General features: G+C 57.0%; 24 protein-coding genes. 18 read left to right on the forward strand and 6 right to left on the reverse strand.

The annotated features are described in order from the left end of the window. Window positions 1-47: 47 nt before the first annotated feature. The 10 genes from cyoE to I9187_RS03575 all read left to right on the forward strand — a co-directional run bounded on the left by cyoE (window position 48) and on the right by I9187_RS03575 (window position 9,005). Window positions 48-998: a heme o synthase gene (gene cyoE, locus I9187_RS03530; protein WP_171177888.1), complete on the forward strand. Its 951-nt coding sequence runs from the start codon at window positions 48-50 to the stop codon at window positions 996-998. Continuing rightward, entirely contained in the window at window positions 995-1,156 is a 162-nt protein-coding gene (locus tag I9187_RS03535; RefSeq protein WP_171177886.1) for a hypothetical protein, read from the forward strand. The genes cyoE and I9187_RS03535 overlap by 4 nt, the downstream gene beginning before the upstream one ends. Then, a complete protein-coding gene (locus I9187_RS03540) occupies window positions 1,156-1,731 on the forward strand; it encodes a cytochrome c oxidase assembly protein (protein ID WP_171177884.1) in 576 nt (191 codons plus the stop codon). Before I9187_RS03535 ends, I9187_RS03540 begins: the two co-directional genes overlap by 1 nt. 22 nt (window positions 1,732-1,753) lie before the next feature. After that, window positions 1,754-2,569 carry a cytochrome c oxidase subunit 3 gene (locus tag I9187_RS03545; RefSeq protein ID WP_209509533.1) on the forward strand — a complete coding sequence of 272 codons (816 nt, stop codon included), beginning with the start codon at window positions 1,754-1,756 and terminating at the stop codon, window positions 2,567-2,569. 155 nt (window positions 2,570-2,724) lie between these two features. Then, window positions 2,725-3,402 carry an SURF1 family protein gene (locus I9187_RS03550; RefSeq protein ID WP_171177880.1) on the forward strand — a complete coding sequence of 226 codons (678 nt, stop codon included), beginning with the start codon at window positions 2,725-2,727 and terminating at the stop codon, window positions 3,400-3,402. Continuing rightward, window positions 3,399-4,787 carry a threonine synthase gene (thrC, locus tag I9187_RS03555; protein ID WP_171177878.1) on the forward strand — a complete coding sequence of 463 codons (1,389 nt, stop codon included), beginning with the start codon at window positions 3,399-3,401 and terminating at the stop codon, window positions 4,785-4,787. The genes I9187_RS03550 and thrC overlap by 4 nt, the downstream gene beginning before the upstream one ends. Then, on the forward strand, window positions 4,784-6,046 hold the full coding sequence (locus I9187_RS03560) for a pitrilysin family protein (protein WP_171619639.1): 1,263 nt from the start codon (window positions 4,784-4,786) through the stop codon (window positions 6,044-6,046). Before thrC ends, I9187_RS03560 begins: the two co-directional genes overlap by 4 nt. Continuing rightward, on the forward strand, window positions 6,046-6,630 hold the full coding sequence (locus I9187_RS03565; RefSeq protein WP_171177874.1) for a GNAT family protein: 585 nt from the start codon (window positions 6,046-6,048) through the stop codon (window positions 6,628-6,630). The genes I9187_RS03560 and I9187_RS03565 overlap by 1 nt, the downstream gene beginning before the upstream one ends. A gap of 102 nt (window positions 6,631-6,732) precedes the next feature. Continuing rightward, window positions 6,733-7,551, forward strand: coding sequence for an MBL fold metallo-hydrolase (locus I9187_RS03570; protein WP_171177871.1), 819 nt, complete (start codon window positions 6,733-6,735; stop codon window positions 7,549-7,551). Window positions 7,552-7,589: 38 nt separating this feature from the next. Then, window positions 7,590-9,005: an FAD-binding oxidoreductase gene (locus I9187_RS03575; protein WP_209940060.1), complete on the forward strand. Its 1,416-nt coding sequence runs from the start codon at window positions 7,590-7,592 to the stop codon at window positions 9,003-9,005. Between the two features lie 37 nt (window positions 9,006-9,042). On the opposite strand, the gene I9187_RS03580 is transcribed toward I9187_RS03575, so the two are convergent. After that, a complete protein-coding gene (locus I9187_RS03580) occupies window positions 9,043-9,525 on the reverse strand; it encodes a fasciclin domain-containing protein (RefSeq protein WP_171177866.1) in 483 nt (160 codons plus the stop codon). A 170-nt stretch (window positions 9,526-9,695) separates the two neighbouring features. Beyond that, window positions 9,696-10,235 (reverse strand): adenine phosphoribosyltransferase, encoded by a 540-nt coding sequence (locus tag I9187_RS03585; RefSeq protein WP_209940061.1) that lies wholly within the window; start codon window positions 10,233-10,235, stop codon window positions 9,696-9,698. A gap of 326 nt (window positions 10,236-10,561) precedes the next feature. On the opposite strand from I9187_RS03585, the gene I9187_RS03590 reads away from it, so the two are divergent. After that, complete coding sequence (locus I9187_RS03590) at window positions 10,562-10,735, forward strand: hypothetical protein (protein ID WP_171177861.1); 174 nt, start codon at window positions 10,562-10,564, stop codon at window positions 10,733-10,735. A 7-nt stretch (window positions 10,736-10,742) separates the two neighbouring features. On the opposite strand, the gene I9187_RS03595 is transcribed toward I9187_RS03590, so the two are convergent. Then, complete coding sequence (locus tag I9187_RS03595) at window positions 10,743-11,372, reverse strand: LysE family translocator (RefSeq protein WP_171238155.1); 630 nt, start codon at window positions 11,370-11,372, stop codon at window positions 10,743-10,745. Window positions 11,373-11,593: 221 nt separating this feature from the next. On the opposite strand from I9187_RS03595, the gene I9187_RS22055 reads away from it, so the two are divergent. The 3 genes from I9187_RS22055 to I9187_RS03605 all read left to right on the forward strand — a co-directional run bounded on the left by I9187_RS22055 (window position 11,594) and on the right by I9187_RS03605 (window position 13,683). Continuing rightward, on the forward strand, window positions 11,594-11,716 hold the full coding sequence (locus tag I9187_RS22055) for a hypothetical protein (RefSeq protein ID WP_256368547.1): 123 nt from the start codon (window positions 11,594-11,596) through the stop codon (window positions 11,714-11,716). A gap of 15 nt (window positions 11,717-11,731) precedes the next feature. Then, the gene (locus I9187_RS03600; RefSeq protein ID WP_171177857.1) at window positions 11,732-12,397 is read left to right on the forward strand and encodes a hypothetical protein; all 666 of its coding nucleotides are present in this window, start codon (window positions 11,732-11,734) and stop codon (window positions 12,395-12,397) included. A gap of 473 nt (window positions 12,398-12,870) precedes the next feature. Then, a complete protein-coding gene (locus I9187_RS03605; protein WP_245222955.1) occupies window positions 12,871-13,683 on the forward strand; it encodes an alpha/beta hydrolase in 813 nt (270 codons plus the stop codon). 2 nt (window positions 13,684-13,685) lie between these two features. Here I9187_RS03605 and I9187_RS03610 read toward each other — a convergent pair whose 3' ends face one another. Both I9187_RS03610 and I9187_RS03615 read right to left on the reverse strand, forming a co-directional pair. Beyond that, the gene (locus I9187_RS03610; protein ID WP_171177853.1) at window positions 13,686-14,558 is read right to left on the reverse strand and encodes an S-methyl-5'-thioadenosine phosphorylase; all 873 of its coding nucleotides are present in this window, start codon (window positions 14,556-14,558) and stop codon (window positions 13,686-13,688) included. A 66-nt stretch (window positions 14,559-14,624) separates the two neighbouring features. Beyond that, window positions 14,625-15,260 (reverse strand): invasion associated locus B family protein, encoded by a 636-nt coding sequence (locus I9187_RS03615; protein ID WP_245222981.1) that lies wholly within the window; start codon window positions 15,258-15,260, stop codon window positions 14,625-14,627. Window positions 15,261-15,351: 91 nt separating this feature from the next. On the opposite strand from I9187_RS03615, the gene I9187_RS03620 reads away from it, so the two are divergent. Next, window positions 15,352-16,986: a SulP family inorganic anion transporter gene (locus tag I9187_RS03620; RefSeq protein WP_171177851.1), complete on the forward strand. Its 1,635-nt coding sequence runs from the start codon at window positions 15,352-15,354 to the stop codon at window positions 16,984-16,986. A 136-nt stretch (window positions 16,987-17,122) separates the two neighbouring features. Here the strand turns inward: I9187_RS03620 and I9187_RS03625 are convergent, their stop codons facing one another. Next, on the reverse strand, window positions 17,123-17,728 hold the full coding sequence (locus I9187_RS03625; protein ID WP_171177849.1) for a flavin reductase family protein: 606 nt from the start codon (window positions 17,726-17,728) through the stop codon (window positions 17,123-17,125). A 71-nt stretch (window positions 17,729-17,799) separates the two neighbouring features. Between I9187_RS03625 and I9187_RS03630 the strand changes: the two genes are divergently transcribed. The 3 genes from I9187_RS03630 (at window position 17,800) to I9187_RS03640 (ending at window position 19,688) form a co-directional block, all read left to right on the forward strand. Then, complete coding sequence (locus tag I9187_RS03630) at window positions 17,800-18,294, forward strand: N-acetyltransferase (protein WP_171177846.1); 495 nt, start codon at window positions 17,800-17,802, stop codon at window positions 18,292-18,294. A gap of 52 nt (window positions 18,295-18,346) precedes the next feature. Then, window positions 18,347-19,090 (forward strand): EcsC family protein, encoded by a 744-nt coding sequence (locus I9187_RS03635; RefSeq protein WP_171238159.1) that lies wholly within the window; start codon window positions 18,347-18,349, stop codon window positions 19,088-19,090. A gap of 136 nt (window positions 19,091-19,226) precedes the next feature. Then, window positions 19,227-19,688, forward strand: coding sequence for an NUDIX hydrolase (locus I9187_RS03640; protein WP_209509534.1), 462 nt, complete (start codon window positions 19,227-19,229; stop codon window positions 19,686-19,688). The last annotated feature ends 53 nt before the right edge of the window (window positions 19,689-19,741 follow it).

The raw sequence follows: 19,741 nt of genomic DNA on the forward strand, positions 1-19,741 counted from the left end.
GCAGGCTGCGCGCGTGATCGCGCAGCTTTCGCCCAAAGGGACCGGAAATGACCGACGCAAGTATCAATGCCAGCACTGCGACCGCTCAGGCGGACGAGGCCAGCTTTGGCGATTACTTCGCCCTGCTGAAGCCTCGCGTGATGTCTCTGGTTGTTTTCACGGCGCTGGTGGGTTTGCTGGCGGCACCTGTTTCCGTGCATCCGTTTGTGGGTTTTTGCGCCATTCTGTTCATTGCCATTGGAGGCGGTGCCTCTGGCGCTTTGAACATGTGGTGGGACGCGGATATCGACCGCGTTATGAAACGCACCAAGGGTCGTCCGATCCCTTCCGGCAAAGTGGAAGAGGGTGAGGCGCTGGCGCTTGGGCTAGCGCTTTCGGGCCTTTCGGTGATCATGCTGGGTCTCGCAACCAACTGGTTTGCAGGCGCGTTTTTGGGCTTCACCATTTTCTTCTACGTTGTCGTTTACACGATGTGGCTGAAGCGTTCGACGCCGCAGAACATCGTGATCGGTGGCGCCGCAGGCGCTTTCCCGCCCGTCATTGGTTGGGTTGCGGCAACCGGATCGATGTCAGTTGAACCTTGGCTGATGTTCGCCCTGACCTTCATGTGGACGCCACCGCATTTCTGGGCGCTGGCTCTGTTCATGCGCTCAGATTACGACGACGCGGGTGTCCCGATGCTGACCGTGACGCATGGTCGCCGTGCGACGCGGGTGCATATTCTGGTTTACACGGCTCTGCTGGCCATTTTGGCATTGGGAACCGCATTCTCTGGTATCGGTGGCCCAGTTTACCTGACCGTTGCTTTGGTGTTGAACGCGCTGTTCCTACACGGAGCATGGCGGATTTCACGCCGGACCGAGGAGGACTCGGAAGCCGACAATTTCAAGGTCGAGCGCAGCTTTTTCAAGCTTTCGCTGCTCTACCTCTTCCTGCATTTCGGCGCCATTCTGGTTGAGGCGTTGCTGAAACCCTATGGGTTGGGAGGCTGGTCATGAGCCTTCGAAAGAACCACGAGCTGCACCAACGGCGATTCAGCCGCAATCTGGGGGTTGGCCTGACACTGGCCGCCTTTATCGTGATCATTTTTGGGCTGACGGTCGTAAAGGTGTCGGGCACGGATTTCGGTATGGCAACACAGGAGGTTCAGAACTGATGGCATTGACTGGTCCCCAGAAAACGGTTGTTCAGACTGTGGGTGTGGTTGTTCTGATGGGCAGCTTGGCCTGGGCGGCTGTGCCATTTTATGATTGGTTCTGTCGGGTGACGGGGTTTGGCGGCACCACGGGTGTAGCCGAAGCAGCGCCCGAAGACATTCTGGACCGCACCATCACCGTTCGGTTCGACGCGTCCAAGGCCAAAGGCATGGCGTGGGAGTTCAAGCCGATTGAACGCGAGATGGAAGTGCGCATCGGCGAGACCGGTCTGGCATTCTACGAAGCATATAACCCAACCGACCGGCCCATCGCGGGGCAGGCCTCGTACAACGTTGCCCCATATTCGGCCGGTGGGTATTTTCAGAAAATCGCCTGTTTCTGCTTTGAAGAGCAGGTGCTGCAACCCGGCGAACGGGTTGAAATGCCAGTAACTTTCTTCGTCGACCCGGAACTGGTCGAGGATCTTGAAGCAAAGTATGTTCATACGATCACTCTGTCGTATACATTCTACGAAATCGACCTGCCCGAGGGCTATGCCGCCCTTGAAACGCAGGCAGAAACAAACACGAACTAACGCCTGTAGGTGAGGGACGCTGATGGCACACGCTAAAAACCACGATTATCACATTCTGGCCCCGTCGATCTGGCCTCTGATCGGAGCCGTCGGTGGCTTTGTGATGCTGCTCGGAGCCGTCCTTTGGATGCATGGCATTACGCCGTGGATGTTCTGGGCTGGCTTGGTCGCGGTGCTGTACACCATGTTCGCCTGGTGGTCTGAAGTGGTTGCTGAAAGCCGTCAGGGCGATCACACACCTGTCGTCCGCATCGGCCTGCGCTATGGTTTCATCCTGTTTGTGATGTCCGAGGTGATGTTCTTCTTCGCCTGGTTCTGGTCGTTCTTCAAGCATCGCATGTACCCGATGTATGACTATGCGGGCACCGAATACATTCAGCCAGACATCCACGCGGTTGACCCTTTCCACCTGCCGCTGATCAACACTCTGGTCCTGCTGCTGTCGGGCTGCGCGATCACATGGGCCCACCATGCGCTGGTGCATGACAATGACCGCAAGGCGCTTATAAACGGTCTGGCCATCGGTATCGTTCTGGGCGTGCTGTTCACCTTCCTGCAGGGTTATGAATATTACGAGCTGCTGGCCCATGAAGGCTGGGAGTTCGGTGGTGATCAGTTCTATTCGAACTTCTTCATGGCAACCGGTTTCCACGGCGCGCACGTGATCATCGGCACCATCTTCCTGACTGTCTGTCTGATACGGGCGCTTAAGGGTGACTTTACACCCGAGAAGCACGTCGGGTTTGAAGCCGCGGCCTGGTACTGGCACTTCGTTGACGTAGTCTGGCTGTTCCTGTTCTTTGCCGTCTACATCTGGGGCCAAGCTCCGCTGATGTAAAACCGGTCAAATGAGCCGATTGCGAAAGCCGCCCCTGGGGGCGGCTTTTTGCTTTTCCCGGTGCAAGATTGCACCCAATACAATTGTGTGGTTGCGTTTTCGACCGCTCCGCCCTTAACAAGACGCCGGTTCCTGCAACGAGGTTTGATCCTGCCATGCGCCGCATTCTGTTTCTGCTGATCTTCGGCCTTGCCGGTTTGGGTGTGCTGCTGTCGCTGGGCATTTGGCAGGTGCAGCGTCTGTCATGGAAACAAGAGGTGTTGGCCGAGATTGAAAGCCGTATCTCGGCGGATCCTGTGGACTTACCAGCGCAGGTGTCAGAAGACGCTGACAAATACCTGCCAGTCACCATTTCGGGCGATATGGAGCCCGGGGAAATCCACGTTCTGGTTTCCGTAAAGCAGGTTGGCGCAGGGTACCGCATCATTCAGTCTTTCACCGCCGGGGACCGCACAATATTGGTGGATCGGGGCTTTGTTCCAACAACTGCCAAAGACGCAAAGCGATTGACTGGCCCGATGAAGATCACCGGTAATTTGCACTGGCCGGACGAGATCGACAGCTATACGCCCGAAGCCGATATTGACGCCAATATCTGGTTTGCTCGCGACGTGCCGAACTTGGCCGCAGCTTTGGGTGCCGAACCTGTGCTTCTGATCGCCCGGTCGGAAACGGACCCAAACATTACGCCTTTGCCGGTAGATACGGCGGGCATTCCCAACGATCACCTACAATATGCAATCACCTGGTTTGGTCTGGCTCTGGTCTGGGCCGCAATGACCGGGTACTTCCTATGGCGCAGCCGTGCCAATTCTGAGAGTGACACGATATGAAATACATCTCGACCCGTGGGCAGGCGCCCGAACTGACTTTTGAAGAGGCGATGCTGACGGGTTTGGCCCGCGACGGTGGCTTGTACTTGCCCGCCGAGATCCCGGTGATGTCGCAAGACGAGATCGCGGCGCTGGCGGGCTTGCCCTATGAAGAGATCGCTTTTCGCGTGATGTGGCCCTATGTCAGCGGCTCCTTTACCGAGGAAGAGTTCAAGGCGATCATCGCCCGCGCTTATGAGGGTTTCGGCCACGACGCCCGCGCGCCTCTGAAGCAACTCAACGAAAACCATTTTCTGCTAGAGCTGTTCCACGGCCCGACACTGGCCTTCAAGGATTTTGCCATGCAGTTGATTGGCCAACTTTTCCAGGTGGCTCTGAAACGCCGTGGCGACCGTGTAACCATCGTGGGTGCGACCAGCGGTGATACGGGTTCTGCCGCTATCGAAGCTTTCCGGGGGCTGGATGCGGTAGACGTGTTTATCCTGTTTCCGCATGGCCGTGTATCCGAGGTGCAGCGCCGTCAGATGACAACGCCTGCGGACAGCAATGTTCACGCTCTGGCCGTCGACGGAGACTTCGACGATTGCCAGGCCGCGCTGAAGGATATGTTCAACGATTTTGATTTCCGCGATGGGGTGAAACTGGCGGGTGTGAACTCGATCAACTTTGCCCGCGTTCTGGCGCAGATTGTCTATTATTTCTCTGCCGCCGTCAGTCTCGGCGCGCCGCATCGCAAGGTCAGCTTCACCGTGCCGACCGGGAACTTTGGAGATATTTTCGCGGGTTATCTGGCCAAACGTATGGGCCTGCCCATCGACCGTTTGGTGGTGGCAACCAACCAGAATGACATTCTGCATCGTTGTCTGTCGGGCGAGGGATATTTCAAGGGCGAAACCATCCCCTCGATCAGCCCGTCGATGGATATTCAGGTCAGCTCGAACTTTGAGCGGGCTCTGTATTACGCCTATGGCGAGGACGGTAGCGCTGTGGCGCAGCTGATGGATGAGCTCAAGAATGGTGGCTTCAACGTCAGCCAGGGCGCGATGGAGGCACTGCGCGAGAGTTTCGATTCGGGTCGCATGTCCGAAGACGAGACGCTGGAAACGATCAAGCATACGCTGGCGCATAGTGCGGAGCTGGTTTGCCCCCACACCGCTATTGGGGTCAAGGTTGGGGAAGACCACCGCGCCGCCGATACACCTATGATCACTTTGGCAACGGCGCATCCCGCCAAGTTCCCGGCGGCGGTCGAGAAGGCAAGCGGCGAACATCCGCCTCTTCCATCCCGCATGTCTGATCTGTATGAACGTTCGGAACGGGTGACCCGCATTGCAAACGAACTGGGTACCCTTGAGGATCATATCAGAAGGCATATCGCTGAGTGACAGTCAGACAAGACCAACTGAAGAACGGCTTTCGTATCGTCAGTGAACATATGCCGGGGCTGCAATCAGCGGCCATCGGCATCTGGGTGACCGCCGGTGGGCGGCATGAGCGGATCGAACAAAACGGCATCGCGCATTTCCTTGAACATATGGCGTTCAAGGGAACCGAGCGTCGTTCTGCGCTGCAAATCGCTGAAGCGATCGAGGATGTGGGCGGCTATATCAACGCCTATACTTCGCGCGAGGTGACGGCCTACTACGCGCGTGTTCTCAAAGACGACGTCGCGCTGGCCATGGATGTGATCGGCGACATCGTTCTGAACCCGGTTTTCGATCCGCGTGAGATCGAGGTCGAGCGTGGGGTGATCCTGCAAGAAATCGGTCAGGCCTATGACACGCCGGACGACGTGATCTTTGACTGGCTGCAAGAGCAGAGCTATCACGACCAACCCCTGGGCCGCACTATTCTGGGGCCAACTGAAAAGGTCAGTGCGTTTTCACGCGAGGATCTGTCGGGCTTTGTAGCCGAGCATTATGGCCCCGAGCAGATGATCCTGTCGGCTGCCGGTGCCGTGGATCACGATGCGCTGATGAAAATGGCCGAAGAGATGTTTGGCCATCTGCAACCGCGCAAGGGCCTGATCCCGGACGCTGCACGGTTCACCGGGGGTGAGGCACGGCAAGAGAAAGAGTTGGAGCAGGCGCACTTTGCCCTGGCGCTGGAAAGCCCCGGGTACCGCGACGATGCGATTTATACGGCGCAGATTTATTCGACGGCTTTGGGCGGCGGCATGTCCTCGCGTTTGTTCCAGGAGGTGAGAGAAACGCGCGGGCTGTGCTACACAATCTTTGCTCAGACCGGTGCTTACGCTGATACTGGTACAACCACGATTTATGCGGGAACCTCGGCGGATCAGGTTGGTGAGTTGGCGACAATCACCATTGATGAGATGAAGCGCGCGGCCGAGGACATGAGCGCGGAAGAGGTTGCCCGCGCCCGTGCTCAGATGAAGGCCGGGATGCTGATGGGATTGGAAAGCCCTTCAAACCGGGCCGAACGTCTGGCGCGGCTGGTGCAGATCTGGGGCAGGGTGCCTTCGCTAGAGGATACCGTTGCCAAGATTGATGCGGTCGGCACCGAAGATGTGAAAGCATTTGCAGAAACCATGGCTGTACAGGCTCCGGCAGCTCTGGCGCTTTATGGGCCTGTGGCTGGCGCGCCGAGCTTGACCGAACTGCAGGAGAGGCGGGCGGCGTGATGCTGTTGGGCAGACGCAAGCTGAAACTCGAAACCGCGCGGCTCAGCATGCGCCCGCCTGTACATTCCGATTTCAATACCTGGTGCGCATTGCGGCGGGCTTCAAAGGATTACCTGACACCGTGGGAGCCGGTCTGGGCAGCGGATCACCTGAGCCGCAAGTCTTTTACCAATCGGGTCTATTGGGCGCAGCGCTCGGTCGCCAGTGGGACTGCGATACCTCTGTTCCTTTTTCGTCGCGAAGACGACGCGCTGGTTGGGGCCATCACGCTGGACAACATTCGGCGTGGTCCCGCGCAGGCCGGAACCTTAGGATACTGGACCGGTCAAGCTTTTGCCCGCCAAGGTTACATGCGCGAGGCAATTGGTGCCATGGTCCATCACGCCTTTACTCGGCTGGACCTGAGCCGGATCGAAGCCGCTTGTTTGCCTGAAAACCGGGCATCGCGCGGGTTGCTGGAAAGCTCTGGCTTCAAATACGAAGGTGTGGCGCAGTCCTATCTGCAGATCAACGGACGATGGCGAACGCATGTTTTGTATGCAAGCCTGCGGTCCGACAGGCGCGGAAAGACCGACGCGGGTTAGGGGGCTCTGCCCCCGTCGCGGCAGGCCGCGCCTCCCCCGAGGTATTTGGCGCCAGATGAACAAGGGGCATGACTTGGGCGTGTTCTGCGCTAAAGTTAAGTTATGCGCTGGTTGGTTGCGGCATTGATGGTGATTTCTGGTGGAGCTGCAGCGCAAGAGCGGCGGCCAAGCCATTGCATCGCCATTGCTGATGCCGCGCCGGGGATTGAGTACCTTCACAAAGCTGCGTGGCAAGATCCGGTGCCGGAATTTTCTGTGCGGATCAGCTATATCGCGCACGCGTCGTTTCTGATCCAGACGCGGGGCGGGTTGAATGCAGTCACCGATTTCACCGGTTTTATCGGCAGTGCGGATTTGATCCCTGATGTGGTGACGATGAACCATGCCCACAGCACGCATTGGACGGCCCATCCCGATCCGGCGATCCCACATGTTCTGCCGGGATGGGGTGAGTTTGGTCAGGGCATTGAGCATCATCTTGATCTGGGTGAGATGCTGGTGCGGAATGTCTCGACCGATATTCGTTCGGCTTATGGCGGTGTCGAAGAACGGGGCAATTCGATCTTCGTGTTCGAGGTTGAAGGGCTATGTATCGGTCATCTGGGGCATTTGCATCATGTGCCGTCAGACGAGCAGTTCGCCGCGTTGGGGCGGCTGGATGTTGTAATGGCTGCGGTTGATGGCGGGACGACAATGCCCTTGCCAGACATGATCTCGGTTCTGAAGCGACTGAAAAGTTCTGTCATCATTCCGATGCACTGGTTTTCTGGATTCTCGCTTGACCGGTTCCTTGTTGATATTCGGGATACTTTTCCGGTTGAACGCAACGGTGTTTCGGAAATCACTGTCTCGCTTCGCGATCTTCCCGACCGACCTACGGTGATTGTTCTGGAGCCGCAATATCTGATTGATTTGGAATAGGGCTTGCCGCAGCCGCGTCGCTTGGGCATTGAAAACGTATGAATTTAAACCCCGCCGATGCCCGATTTGCCGCGCTGATCCAATCGACAATACGCGACGATGTCCTGCGCCCCGTTGAAGAACGGTATTTGGAAGAACCGCGCGGGCGGTTTTCCGGGCAGATCGGGGTGTTGGCTGTTCCCGACAGCGCCGAAGAGGTTTCCGCACTGGTGCGGTTGGCTTCGGAGGAGCGGGTGCCGGTTGTACCCTATGGCGGTGGCACAGGATTGGTAGGCGGGCAGGTGATGTCAGATGGCCCACTCCCTTTGCTGGTCTCTTTGGAGCGAATGACAGCCATTCGGTCTGTTTTCCCGACCGAGAACATCCTGATCGCCGAAGCCGGGGCCATTTTGCAAGACGTTCAGACAGCGGCCGAGAATGCGGATCGGCTGTTTCCGCTGTCATTGGCGGCGCAGGGGTCGTGTCGGATCGGGGGCAACCTTTCGACCAATGCCGGGGGCGTTAATGTCTTGCGCTATGGCAACGCACGTGACCTGTGTCTGGGGCTTGAGGCGGTGTTGCCCAATGGCGAGATATGGCATGGGCTGAGCCGGTTGCGAAAGGACAACACGGGCTACGATCTGCGGGACCTTTTGATCGGGGCCGAAGGCTCGCTGGGGATCATCACGGCAGCGTCCCTTAAGCTGTTTCCAAAACCTGCTGCGCAGGGCACGGCGATGTTTCAGGTGGCTTCGCCCGAGGCGGCCATCGACCTGCTGGCGCTGGCCCGAGATCAGGTGGGCGAGACTGTCAGTACGTTTGAGCTGATCCATCGGCAAGGACTCGATTTCCTGACCGATGTCCTTCCGGATGTTCGCCAACCTTTCAACACAGCGACAGAGTGGAGCGTGTTGATTGAATTGGGACTTGCAAAGGGGCAATCATCGTCAGCCGCGTTGGAGGAGATTTACATCCGCGCTGAAGAGCGCGGTCTGGTTCAAGATGGGGTGATTGCGCAAAGCGAAGCGCAGCGCGCTGATCTGTGGGCGGTTCGCGAACACATTCCCGAGGCCAACCGCCTGATCGGATCTGTTTCGAGCCATGACATCTCGATACCGATTTCCAGGATTCCAGACTTTATTCGCAAAGGTGGGCAGGTGATTGCTGGCCTCGGACCGTTTCGGATCAATTGTTTCGGACACCTTGGCGATGGCAATCTGCATTACAACGTGTTCCCGCCCAAAGGGCAAAGCCGATCAGAGTTTGACACGGAAAGGGGCGCGATCAAGCAGGCTGTACATGATCTGGTTGACGCTTTTGACGGCTCGGTCAGTGCTGAACATGGGGTGGGGCGTTTGAAAACGGACGATCTTGAACGCTATGGCGACCCGGTAAAGCTGGGTGCCATGAGGGCCATCAAGGCAGCTTTGGACCCACAGGGGATCATGAACCCGGGCGCGGTCCTCAAAGGGTGAACACGGCCCATGATACGGGCCGTGTCTTTAAACGGTGTTACGACGCAGGCAGGATCACTTTGTCGATCACGTGGATCACACCGTTCTTGGTTTCGATGTCAGCCTGAACAACGTTGGCATCATTCACCATCACACCCGAGTCCAGATCGATTGTGATATCACCGCCCTGAACGGTTGCGGCAGTCATATCATCGGTCAGATCACCGGACATCACTTTGCCCGGTACGACGTGGTAAGTCAGGATAGCAACAAGCTGGTCCTTATTTTCCGGCTTGAGCAGGTCTGCGACTGTGCCTTCTGGCAAAGCCGCAAACGCGTCGTCTGTTGGGGCAAATACGGTGAATGGCCCTTCGCCTTTCAGCGTGTCAACTAGTTCGGCCGCTTGCACGGCGGCTACGAGAGTTTCAAAGCTGCCAGCGGCAACAGCGGTATCAACAATGTCTTTGCCATGGCCGTCGGCCAAAGCGGTAGTGCTGAACAGGATCGTGGCGACACCAGCGGCGGCGAATTTGCGGAACATATGAGGGTCTCCCTTGGTAAGAATGCTCGAAACAGCATCAACCGAGGTACGCGGCATCCTCACAGCAAGATCACTTGTTTTGCGCCGAATTGTGGGTTGAAGGAACCGAAAGCCGCGCTAAGCCAGCGTGGCTTTCATAGTCCAATCACGCTTTTGTGAAGATTTCTGTGTCAGAGCCCCTCAAATTCGCACAGTATGTGCACGTCCATTCCCATCTCTTCCAGAACTTTACGACCTCCGAGATCGGGCAAGTCGATGATGAACGCGCATGAGACGATCTCGCCCCCAAGCCGTTCGATCAGCTTGATGCCCGCCGCCGCTGTGCCGCCTGTGGCCAGCAGATCATCGACAACCAGAATCTTTTCGCCGGGTTGGATGGCGTCGTCGTGGATCTCAACAATCGCTTCACCATACTCCAATTTGTAGTCCTGGCTGATTGTGGTGTCGGGCAGCTTACCTTTTTTGCGGATCGGCACAAAGCCAACGCTTAGCTGATGCGCAATCGCACCGCCCAGGATAAAGCCCCGCGCTTCCAGCCCCACCACCTTGTCTATCCGCTCACCGGCATAGGGGTGCAACATCTGGTCAATCGCCATCCGAAACCCGCGGGGGTCGGCAAACAAGGTTGTCACATCGCGAAACATGATCCCTTCGTGGGGAAAATCGACAATTGTTCGGATGTAATCTTTGACAGATTTGTTTCTGGACATGGGCCAACCCTTTTAGCGTCAAAACACACCAAGGTGTTTGGCCCATCAAACAGCCCCGCGCAAGGTTCTAATCCGGCGCAACTTTCATGAGCGAGGGGTCATGATGGCCCTAGGCAAGCTTTTGTAGCGATAGAGCGCAGCGGGTAACCAGGACAGGTGCGGTTTGCGCCAATTGCGTTGATCTCGCAATAGAAATGCCTGAGCAGTATGAAGGTTCATTGCCATATTCCTTTTATTGTTGTTAAGTGCCCGATAACGACAATCACTATGCTATGTATATACAATGCATCGCCGAAAATTGCAAGGTCTGCTGGGGGGCAACGCGCGTGGCAAAGAAAGACGGCAAGGGATCAAACAAGAAAAACAGTCAGTTGGTCCTGCGTCTGGATAAAGACGAACGGGACGCTTTTGTCGAACTGTGTAAAGAGCTGGATACCTCAGCCGCGCGAGAAATTCGCCGGTTTATCCGTGGCTTTATGAAAGAACACGCAGAGGATTAGAATGACCTCAGGCCGGGCGGCGTAGAACTGCCGTGGCGACTCCCATCCCTACCAAGGTCAGCCCGCCAAACCGTGTCATTGCTGTTATGACACTCGCACGGCCAATCAGGCGCCGCAGTCGGTCGGCCAACAGCGCGTAAGCTAATGCGTTCAGCCAGGCCAGCCCCACGAATGTCACGATCAGGATGGCGAATTGCGGACCCAGCGGTTCGGTCGGGCGCAGAAACTGCGGAACAAAAGCGATGAAGAAGGCAATGGATTTCGGGTTTAGCGCGGTCACGGCCGCAGCGTGCCCAAACACATTGCGCGCAGTCACGTCGCGCGCGGTATCAATTGTGCCTAACCCTCCGGCAGGTGCACTGCGCAACAGTTTGATCCCGAGCCACACCAGATAGGCGGCCCCAACCCATTTGAGTACCGAAAACAAGGTCGCCGAGGCCAGCACCAATGCGCCCAACCCCAGCAATGAGGCTGTCATGGCCACCAGATCACCCACAGCGACCCCGGTCGCCGAAGCAACCGCGACGCTGCGCCCCTTGGACAGGGCATAGCTAAGCACCAGCAAAACGGTCGGGCCGGGGATAAGCAGTAAAGCGGTGGAGGCGGCAACAAAGGCCAGCCAAAGATCAAATTGCATCGCAGAAGTCCTGATTTGACGGTCTGAGATTGAGAGAATCAGCTTCAGGAATCAAGTCGCATATGCACGACGTATCAGCAGCATGCCTTTCGCGCTTGGCTGTGAAACACAAAAATACTCAAATGCTTACTCGGGTTTTATTAGTTTCGCGACAAAACATTCAATTTGTGTTATGGTTGCGCCGCATTTTTTTGTTTCGATTTTAAAATAGGAGGTTCGTCATGAAACTTATCGTTTCCGTTTTTCTGTTGGGCATATTGCTGATCCCGACTGTCGCCTCTGCGTGCCCGGACGGCTACTTTAATTGCGGCGGAGACCTGTGCTGCCCCAATCCTCAGAACTAGTTCAGAGGATATGACATGCCTAAATTCAATTTGCGGTACGCCGCCGTCGTCGTTGTTGGTTTAGCTGCGTTTGGTGCTGGTAAAGCACTCCTGTTCAACGCCAACGAATCGGATTTGCGGTATCAGAAGTTCAGCGTATCCGAAGGTCAGTTGAACGGTCCGGTGCTGGGTGGTGCCTTTGCGTATAACCACATTTCGGAAGAATTCGAACCACAGATGATTTGTGAACTTGTTGTCGGTGGCAACCAAGTTGGGCCGCATCCGGTTTCGATCCACAGTTCAAGTCTGATTGCCCTAGGTTGGAACGGTGCATGGGATTCCATCACGGAATATGTCGGCGACAAGATTGGTGAAGCCATGCAGATCTCTGGTGCTGACGCCAAATGGCAATTCCAGAAACAATTCTGGAAGGCAAAGAACGGTACATCATTCGATGAGTCCTGCCGTTCAAAGGTCGAGGAATTAGCCAGGGATCCGAACTTTTCGGTATTCTTGGTCGAAACACTGTTCTTCGATCAGGAGGCCCTTGACGACATGGAAATGGTGCAATTGTCGCAAACGTCGATAATCTTCAGCGGATGCGAACCAGAATGCCAAGCGCCGGTGCCGGTCAAATCAGTACTCAATCCCGGTTGGTTGACGCGGTCCAAGGACGAATGGGGTATCGTGCGTATCCATTAGTCGCAAGCATTCCCTTGATTGCCTCAAACTGGGACTAAACGACCGCCCTGTGATTTCATCTAGCTTGGCTACCAACGCCAGTTGGCGCTGATCCGGCTTGGATAGTATCGCTATTCCGTTGCCTGATCGCTGCCATGCAGGCCAGACGCGTGCTTGATCCCAGTTGGCGAGTAGGCCATTGACCATTTCGAGGCTCAATCCAGTTGTCCGAGGACAGAATGCATCCCTGTCCAGTAAGCAATCCCATTCTTTTGACGCCGGGCGTATTCGTTCCCGGCTAATTGATGCGTTCTGCGGAGGAAGCTTCCGATTCAACGCCAGCTAGGTTCGCCTTAAAGCCAAGATTAAGTCTCCTCCATCTTCCTTGAATTGCAAACGCCCTCTACCAGTCTATGGTGCGAACAAGTCTAAATGAGGCTGTGATGGAACATAGCGAATACGCAACTCCCGGTAAGGTTCCCAGGACGGGTCTGATGACCAGCCGATGGAAAATCGCGGGCATTGTATCCATTGTTCTGATCACAACGCTCTACGCCGCTGTGGTCGGGTACATGTATCTGAACCAGCGCGCGCTGCTGTTCAAACCTTCGGGAGTACTTCCCGAGCCTGCCTCTGTCGGATTGGTCGATATCGATGTCATGACGAAGTCCATGGAGGATGGGACAGAACTGACCGTCTGGGCAGCGCCCGCGGCCACTCAAGGTGCACCGACCGTATTGTTCCTTCACGGCCAAAGCGGCAATTTGGGTGACCGCGCGGACAGGTTGCGTGAGATACTGAACAGCGGGTATGGGCTGCTGGCACCCAGTTATCGCGGATACCCCGGCAGCACAGGCACACCTTCCCAAGCGACCTTGGTTTCGGACGGATTGGAGCTGTTTGACCAACTTTACGACGCCGGAGAGGCGGTTGTTTTGCACGGCCAAAGCCTCGGTACGGCGGTCGCGGCGCAAGTGGCGGCACAACGACCCGAAGCCACGATGTTGGTGCTGGAAGCGCCCTTCACTGCAACCGTAGATGTGGCGGCGGAACGCTATCCGTGGCTGCCGGTATCGGCCCTGATGCACGACCAGTTTGCCACCCGCGACATCATCGGGACAATCGAGGTGCCGACGTTGATCTTCCACGGCACAGGTGATCAAACCGTTCCAGTGCATCACGGCGCGCGCCTTGCCAAGATGGGCGGCGAGAGGGTCGAGTTTTTCTTGATTCCCGGCGGAACCCACAACGAGTTGTGGTCATACGGCCTGTGGCAGACCGTTCAAGACCGCCTGCCACAGTACTGATTTCAGAGAATTCGCCCGGCGACCGCGTCCAGCTTGGCCAAAAGCGCCGGGTCGCGCTTTTCAGGGGCAGTCAGGATTGCGTATTCCAAGGCCCTATCACAGCCATGCGGGCAAGGTTCACGTTCAGCCCCCAGCAACGCGGGCAGACCCTTGACCAGAGCGCGACCCTTGTCGGCATTGCCTGTCAGAGTGGCAATGATGGTCGCAACGTCCACCTCTCCGTGGTCGGGATGCCAGCTGTCATAATCCGTGACCATCGCGATCGAGGCATAGCAAAGCTCGGCCTCGCGGGCGAGTTTGGCTTCGGGCATATTGGTCATGCCGATCACGTCGCAGCCCCATTGCTCACGATACATTTTCGATTCAGCAAGGCTCGAGAACTGCGGTCCTTCCATCGCCAAATAAGTGCCGCCGCGATGGATGGTGATGCCAGCGGCCTTGCCGGCGGTTTCGCAGGCATCCGACAGGCGCGGGCAGGTGGGATGGGCCACGCTTACATGGGCGACGCACCCCGAGCCGAAAAAGCTTTTCTCACGTGCAAAAGTCCGGTCGATGAACTGATCGACAATCACGAAGTCGCCGGGTGCCATGTGCTCGCGGAACGATCCGCAGGCTGAAACCGAGATCACGTCCGTCACGCCCAGCCGCTTCAACGCGTCGATATTGGCGCGATAGGGCACATCGGTCGGCGAATGCACGTGGCCGCGGCCATGACGCGGCAGAAAAGCCATTTCGACACCGCCCAGCGATCCGGTCAGGATTTGGTCTGACGGCGTTCCCCATGGGGTCTCAACCGCGACCCATTCGGCGTTTTCCAGCCCATCAATTTCATAGATGCCTGATCCGCCAATGACGGCAATCTTGGTTTGGGTCACTGTCCTGCTCCACGTCTTGCAATGCTATTGGATTTGTGCGGGCTTGCGCACAGTTTGACAAGAGGCCTAGTCCTGTTTTGGCAACAGGTTACGTTGTTGAGACTGCGCGGTGAAGTCAGCCCAAGCTGCGTCGAACATGTCCAGTGGCCACGTCAGATTCTGCGATTGTCCGTGCCTGTCGCGGAAAACAAAGCGATACGCATCCCCGGTTTGCATAGCATCCAGCAGGTCTTGTGCGCGTTGGTCTGCAAAGGTACAGCCAAGCCCCGTCAGGCATCCCGGACGCCGCGTGCGCCATATCGTTTCGTTATCTTTGTCGATGCGAAACCCTGACGGGTTGAAAAAGGTGCCGGGCTCCATCCCGAACTCAACTTTGAATCCTTCGGGTTCAGGCGTGATGAACACGAACTGTGCCGCAAACTTCGGCCGAAATGAGAAAACTTCTGCCCGCCGGATGTAGCACCGCTGTTTCAACGCACCATTTTCTTCGCGCTCGTCGCAGATTGAATTCCAGATCCCGAAAATCTCATGATGTGTCACGCGCCAGTTTCCGGCCGTGTCGTTGCCTTGCAAGTCCTGCGCAAGGGCGGGAAGGGCAGAGAAGAAAAAGAGTATGATCCAGCGCATGATCTCAGATTTGGTTGCTGGACCACAGTCCCGCAAATCACGTTGCTGCGAGGATGAGGTATGCGCCAAGAACATGGCTGCATCCCACTTGGTGCAGTAGCTTAAAACCCTCGTGTCCGCTACAACGTCGCCTTCGCGCGAACATAAAACCCTATAGGACTGACCAATGCCCCGAGCCTTGCTGGCAAGTTTTGCCAACCGCGTCGCCATGCCCGATCTGCGCTGGGTGCCTGATGAGGGGCTGACCTTCTCTCGCCTGCGGATCGAACTCTTGTCCGGCCTGACCGTGGCCCTTGCGCTGGTGCCCGAGGCTGTGGCTTTTGCCTTTGTGGCGGGCGTGCACCCTCTGGTTGGTCTGTATGCGGCGTTCCTGGTGGGCCTGATCACGGCACTGATCGGCGGACGGCCCGGTATGATCTCGGGCGCGACCGGCGCACTGGCGGTTGTCATGGTCGCGCTGGTGGCCGAGCACGGGGTCGAATATCTGTTTGCGACCGTAGTTCTTATGGGGATTCTCCAAGTCATTGCCGGGGCAATGCATTGGGGGCGTTTTATCCGTTTGGTGCCGCATCCGGTGATGCTGGGCTTTGTGAACGGCCTGGCCATCGTGATCTTTTTGGCTCAGATGGGTCAATTCAAAGTGCCCGGCACTATGGAAAACACCGGCCATGGCATGAGCGGCGGCGAGTGGCTGTCGGGGATGCAGCTATATACCATGCTGGGTCTTGTGGCGCTGACGATGGCTGTGATCTGGGTGATGCCGCGTGTCACACGCATCATTCCGGCACCGCTGGCCGGTATTCTGGTGGTCGCTGCACTGGTAATAGGTCTGGGTCTGGATGTACCGCGCGTTGGCGATCTGGCCTCGATTGAGGGCGGTCTGCCTGCGTTCCACATCCCGATGGTGCCTTTGAACTGGGAAACGTTTGAGATCATCCTGCCCTATGCCGTCATTCTCGCGGCCATTGGCCTGATTGAGTCCCTGCTGACCTTGAACCTGGTGGGCGAGATCACGGGCAAGCGCGGCGGGGCCTCGCAAGAATGTATCGCTCAGGGCGCGTCCAATATCGTGACAGGATTCTTCGGTGGCATGGGCGGTTGCGCAATGATCGGTCAGTCGATGATCAATGTGAAATCCGGTGGACGCACCCGTATTGCAGGTATTGCAGCTGCGGTTTTCCTGTTGATCTTCATCCTGTTCGCCTCGCCCCTGATCGAGCAAATCCCACTTGCCGCGCTGGTCGGTGTGATGTTCATGGTGGTGATCGGCACCTTTGCGTGGAACTCGTTCAAGATCATGCGCAAGGTGCCGCTGATGGACGCATTCGTGATTGTTCTGGTGACAGTAGTGACGGTGATGGAGGACCTTGCAGTTGCCGTTGTGGTCGGTGTCATCGTTTCGGCCCTGGCCTATGCCTGGAATAACGCCAAACGTATTCACGCCGTTACCCGGGACTCGGAAACTGAAAAAGGCGCGAAAGTCTATGAAATCCAGGGGCCGCTGTTCTTTGGATCTTCTGATGGTTTTATCGAACTGTTCGACGTACCGAACGACCCGGAAACCGTGATTGTTGATTTCGCCGAAAGCCGTGTTGTGGATCAGTCAGCCCTGCAGGCCATCGAAAACATCGCTGCGAAATACGAGGCGGCAGGTAAACGGGTCATGCTGCGTCATCTGAGCCGCGATTGTCACAAGCTGCTGAACAAAGCTGGCCACCTGATGATCGACAGTGATGACGATCCGGATTACGAGCTGGCGGTCGACTACTCTGTCCGTACCGGCATTTTGGGTGGACACTAGGCCTTTTGCGAGGCTCTGCCTCGCGCTCCGAGGTATTTTTGGCCAGATGAAGCAGGGGATCCATTTTTCATCTGGCGTCAAATACCTCGGGGGAGTCGCCCGGAACGGGCGGCGGGGGCAGCGCCCCCGGATCACGTCAATCGTCTGGGCGATTGAGTGAGAACAACTCTGACACGACCGAGTAATCCCGGTACCCAAGGCGTGCCAATGGTTGAAACGACGTCACATCAAACTTGCCGTTTCGGATGTGATCGTCGTGCAGGTGCACTCCGATTACTTCGCCAAATACAACTCGATTGGCTTCACCGGGTAGAGTGACGATCTGGGTGAGCTTGCATTCCAGTGCAGCAGGAGCCCCTGCAATCCGGGAACACGGAATGGTTTCGCATTCGATGGGTGACAACCCGGCATGTTCAAACTCATCAACGTCTTTCGGCAGTCCGGCCGAACTGGCGTTCATCGCATCCCGATGCGCATGAGCCACCACGTTTACACAGAAAACGCCGGTCGCTTCGATATTGGCGATGCTGTCCTTGCCTCCGTTCTGATCGTGCTTGGTGCCGGTTGTGGCAAACATCACTTGCGGTGGCGTGTAGGCGACGCCATTGAAAAAGGAATAAGGTGCCAGATTGTTGATCCCATTTGCATCCCGGGTTGAAATCCAGCCGATTGGACGCGGTGTGATAATGGCGTTGAACGGGTTGTGCGGCAGGCCGTGGCCGTCTTTGGGGCGATAGAACATCTGATCTCCAAGCGTTTGCCCAAGGCGTAGCGAAGTGCTAGGGCGATTTCCAGCAAGGAAAAGAGGGCAGGGTGCAGCAATTCGGGATCAGGCCGGAAGAGCCAGACGATTGGTGGGAGGTTGAGGCCCTTTATGACCTGTGCTTTGCGCCGGGTCGTGAGGCTTTGTCGTCTTATCGGTTGCGCGATGATGTGCCGCCGGTTGCGGGGCTGTCTTTGGTCGCGCGGGATGGTCAGGGTATTTTGGCCGGTGCAATCCGGTTCTGGCCCGTTCATGTCGGCGACCACGATGCCTTACTGCTAGGGCCGGTTGCCGTACACCCTACTCATCAGGGCGAGGGGCTGGGCGGGTATCTGATCCACGCAGGTGTTGACGCAGGGCGCACGCGCGGGTGGCAGCGGGTCATGCTGGTGGGCGATGAACCTTACTACAAACGGTTCGGATTCGCGCGTTTGAGTGGGGTCGAGATGCCGCCACCCACCAACCCTGACAGGGTTTTGGGATTGGAATTGAGACCCGGCGTATGGTCCGGGGTGCAGGGTGCAGTGACCCGTTGGAGCCGCTGACCTATTGAATCGGCGCCGCGCAACGCCGATGTTGATAGGCAGGAGGGCGTAGATGCAGAACGTGGTTCTTGTCGAAAACGTGGATGCCGAGGCCGAACTGGATCGTCTGGCGGATCACTACCGATCTGCCGGTGGTGCTGGTGTGAAACTCTTGAACAAGCTGGGCGGGTCAGCCGAGTCTTTGCTTGAGCAGTTGCCGGAACCGGTGCGGCATGGCTTGACCGGAGCAACCGAGCAGGCTTTATGGCTCGCGATGCACGCTGCACAGGGTTCGCGGCGCGCTGTCCCTGATCAGCAGCCCTGGGTGAACACAGCCGTGACCACGGCCATGGGTGCGGCTGGCGGGATGGGTGGTGTCTCGACAGCTTTGATGGAACTGCCCGCAACAACCGCCTTGCTGCTGCGCGCCATTCAAGGGGCTGCAGCCCGCGAAGGGTTCGATCCCGCTGCGGAGAATGTGAAATTCGATTGCGTGCGGGTTTTAGCCGCTTCTGGTCCTTTGTCGCATGACGATGGGGCGGATCTTGGCTTTTTTTCGGTGCGCCTGACCCTGACAGGACCGGCTATACAGCGCCTGATCGCTGCTGTTGCGCCGCGCTTTTCGATTGTTCTGGGGCAAAAGCTGGCGGCTCAGTCGGTTCCTGTACTTGGGGCTTTGGCGGGCGGCGGGACGAATTATGTTTACACGCGTTATTATCAGCAGATCGCGCGCGTGCATTTCGGTTTGCGGCGGCTGGCAATCGATGCCGATATTCCGCATGATGATCTGGTGCGGCAACTCGCGGCCCGCATGTAGATCACACTTCAGCAGACGCACCTGGCTTGGCGAAATCCACATCATGTGGTATACTTGTGGCAGCCTTCCACAAAATGAGTGTACTCGGATCTCATGTGCGAAGGGACATGGTACTGGCTGAAGGGGCCATCAAGCGATGAAGCCACGGCTGCTGCGTGTTGAGCATCTCAAATCTGCGGAACAATCCGTTTTGCAGCAAGCTGCAGCGCTGTGTTACCGGATCAAGGGGAATCGCCCCGAGGTCTTGCTAATCACGACACGCAGGGCGCAACGTTGGATTATTCCCAAAGGCTGGCTTATCCCCGGCTTGTCACGGGCTGACACGGCACTGCAGGAAGCGTGGGAAGAAGCAGGTGTAGCCGGTCAGAGTTTTGGGGAGCAGGTGGGGCAGTTTCTGCACCACAAGCACCGGCTGAATCGCCCGCCTGTACCGATTCTAGTGGATGTATTCCCGGTTCTTGTGCGGTCCGTTTCGCAGGATTTCCCGGAACAGGGGATGCGAAAACGCAAGTGGTATCCGCTCAAAAAGGCGGCTTTGAAGGTTCATTCTCCGGGCCTTGCCGAACTGTTACGAGACTTTAAGCCTTGCACACATTAAGATCGGGCCAGAGAGGCTTGATATTGTCATTCGGGTCGGTATCTATTCGCCAA

Source organism: Ruegeria sp. HKCCE4148 (genome assembly GCF_017872495.1).
Lineage (GTDB): Bacteria > Pseudomonadota > Alphaproteobacteria > Rhodobacterales > Rhodobacteraceae > Ruegeria.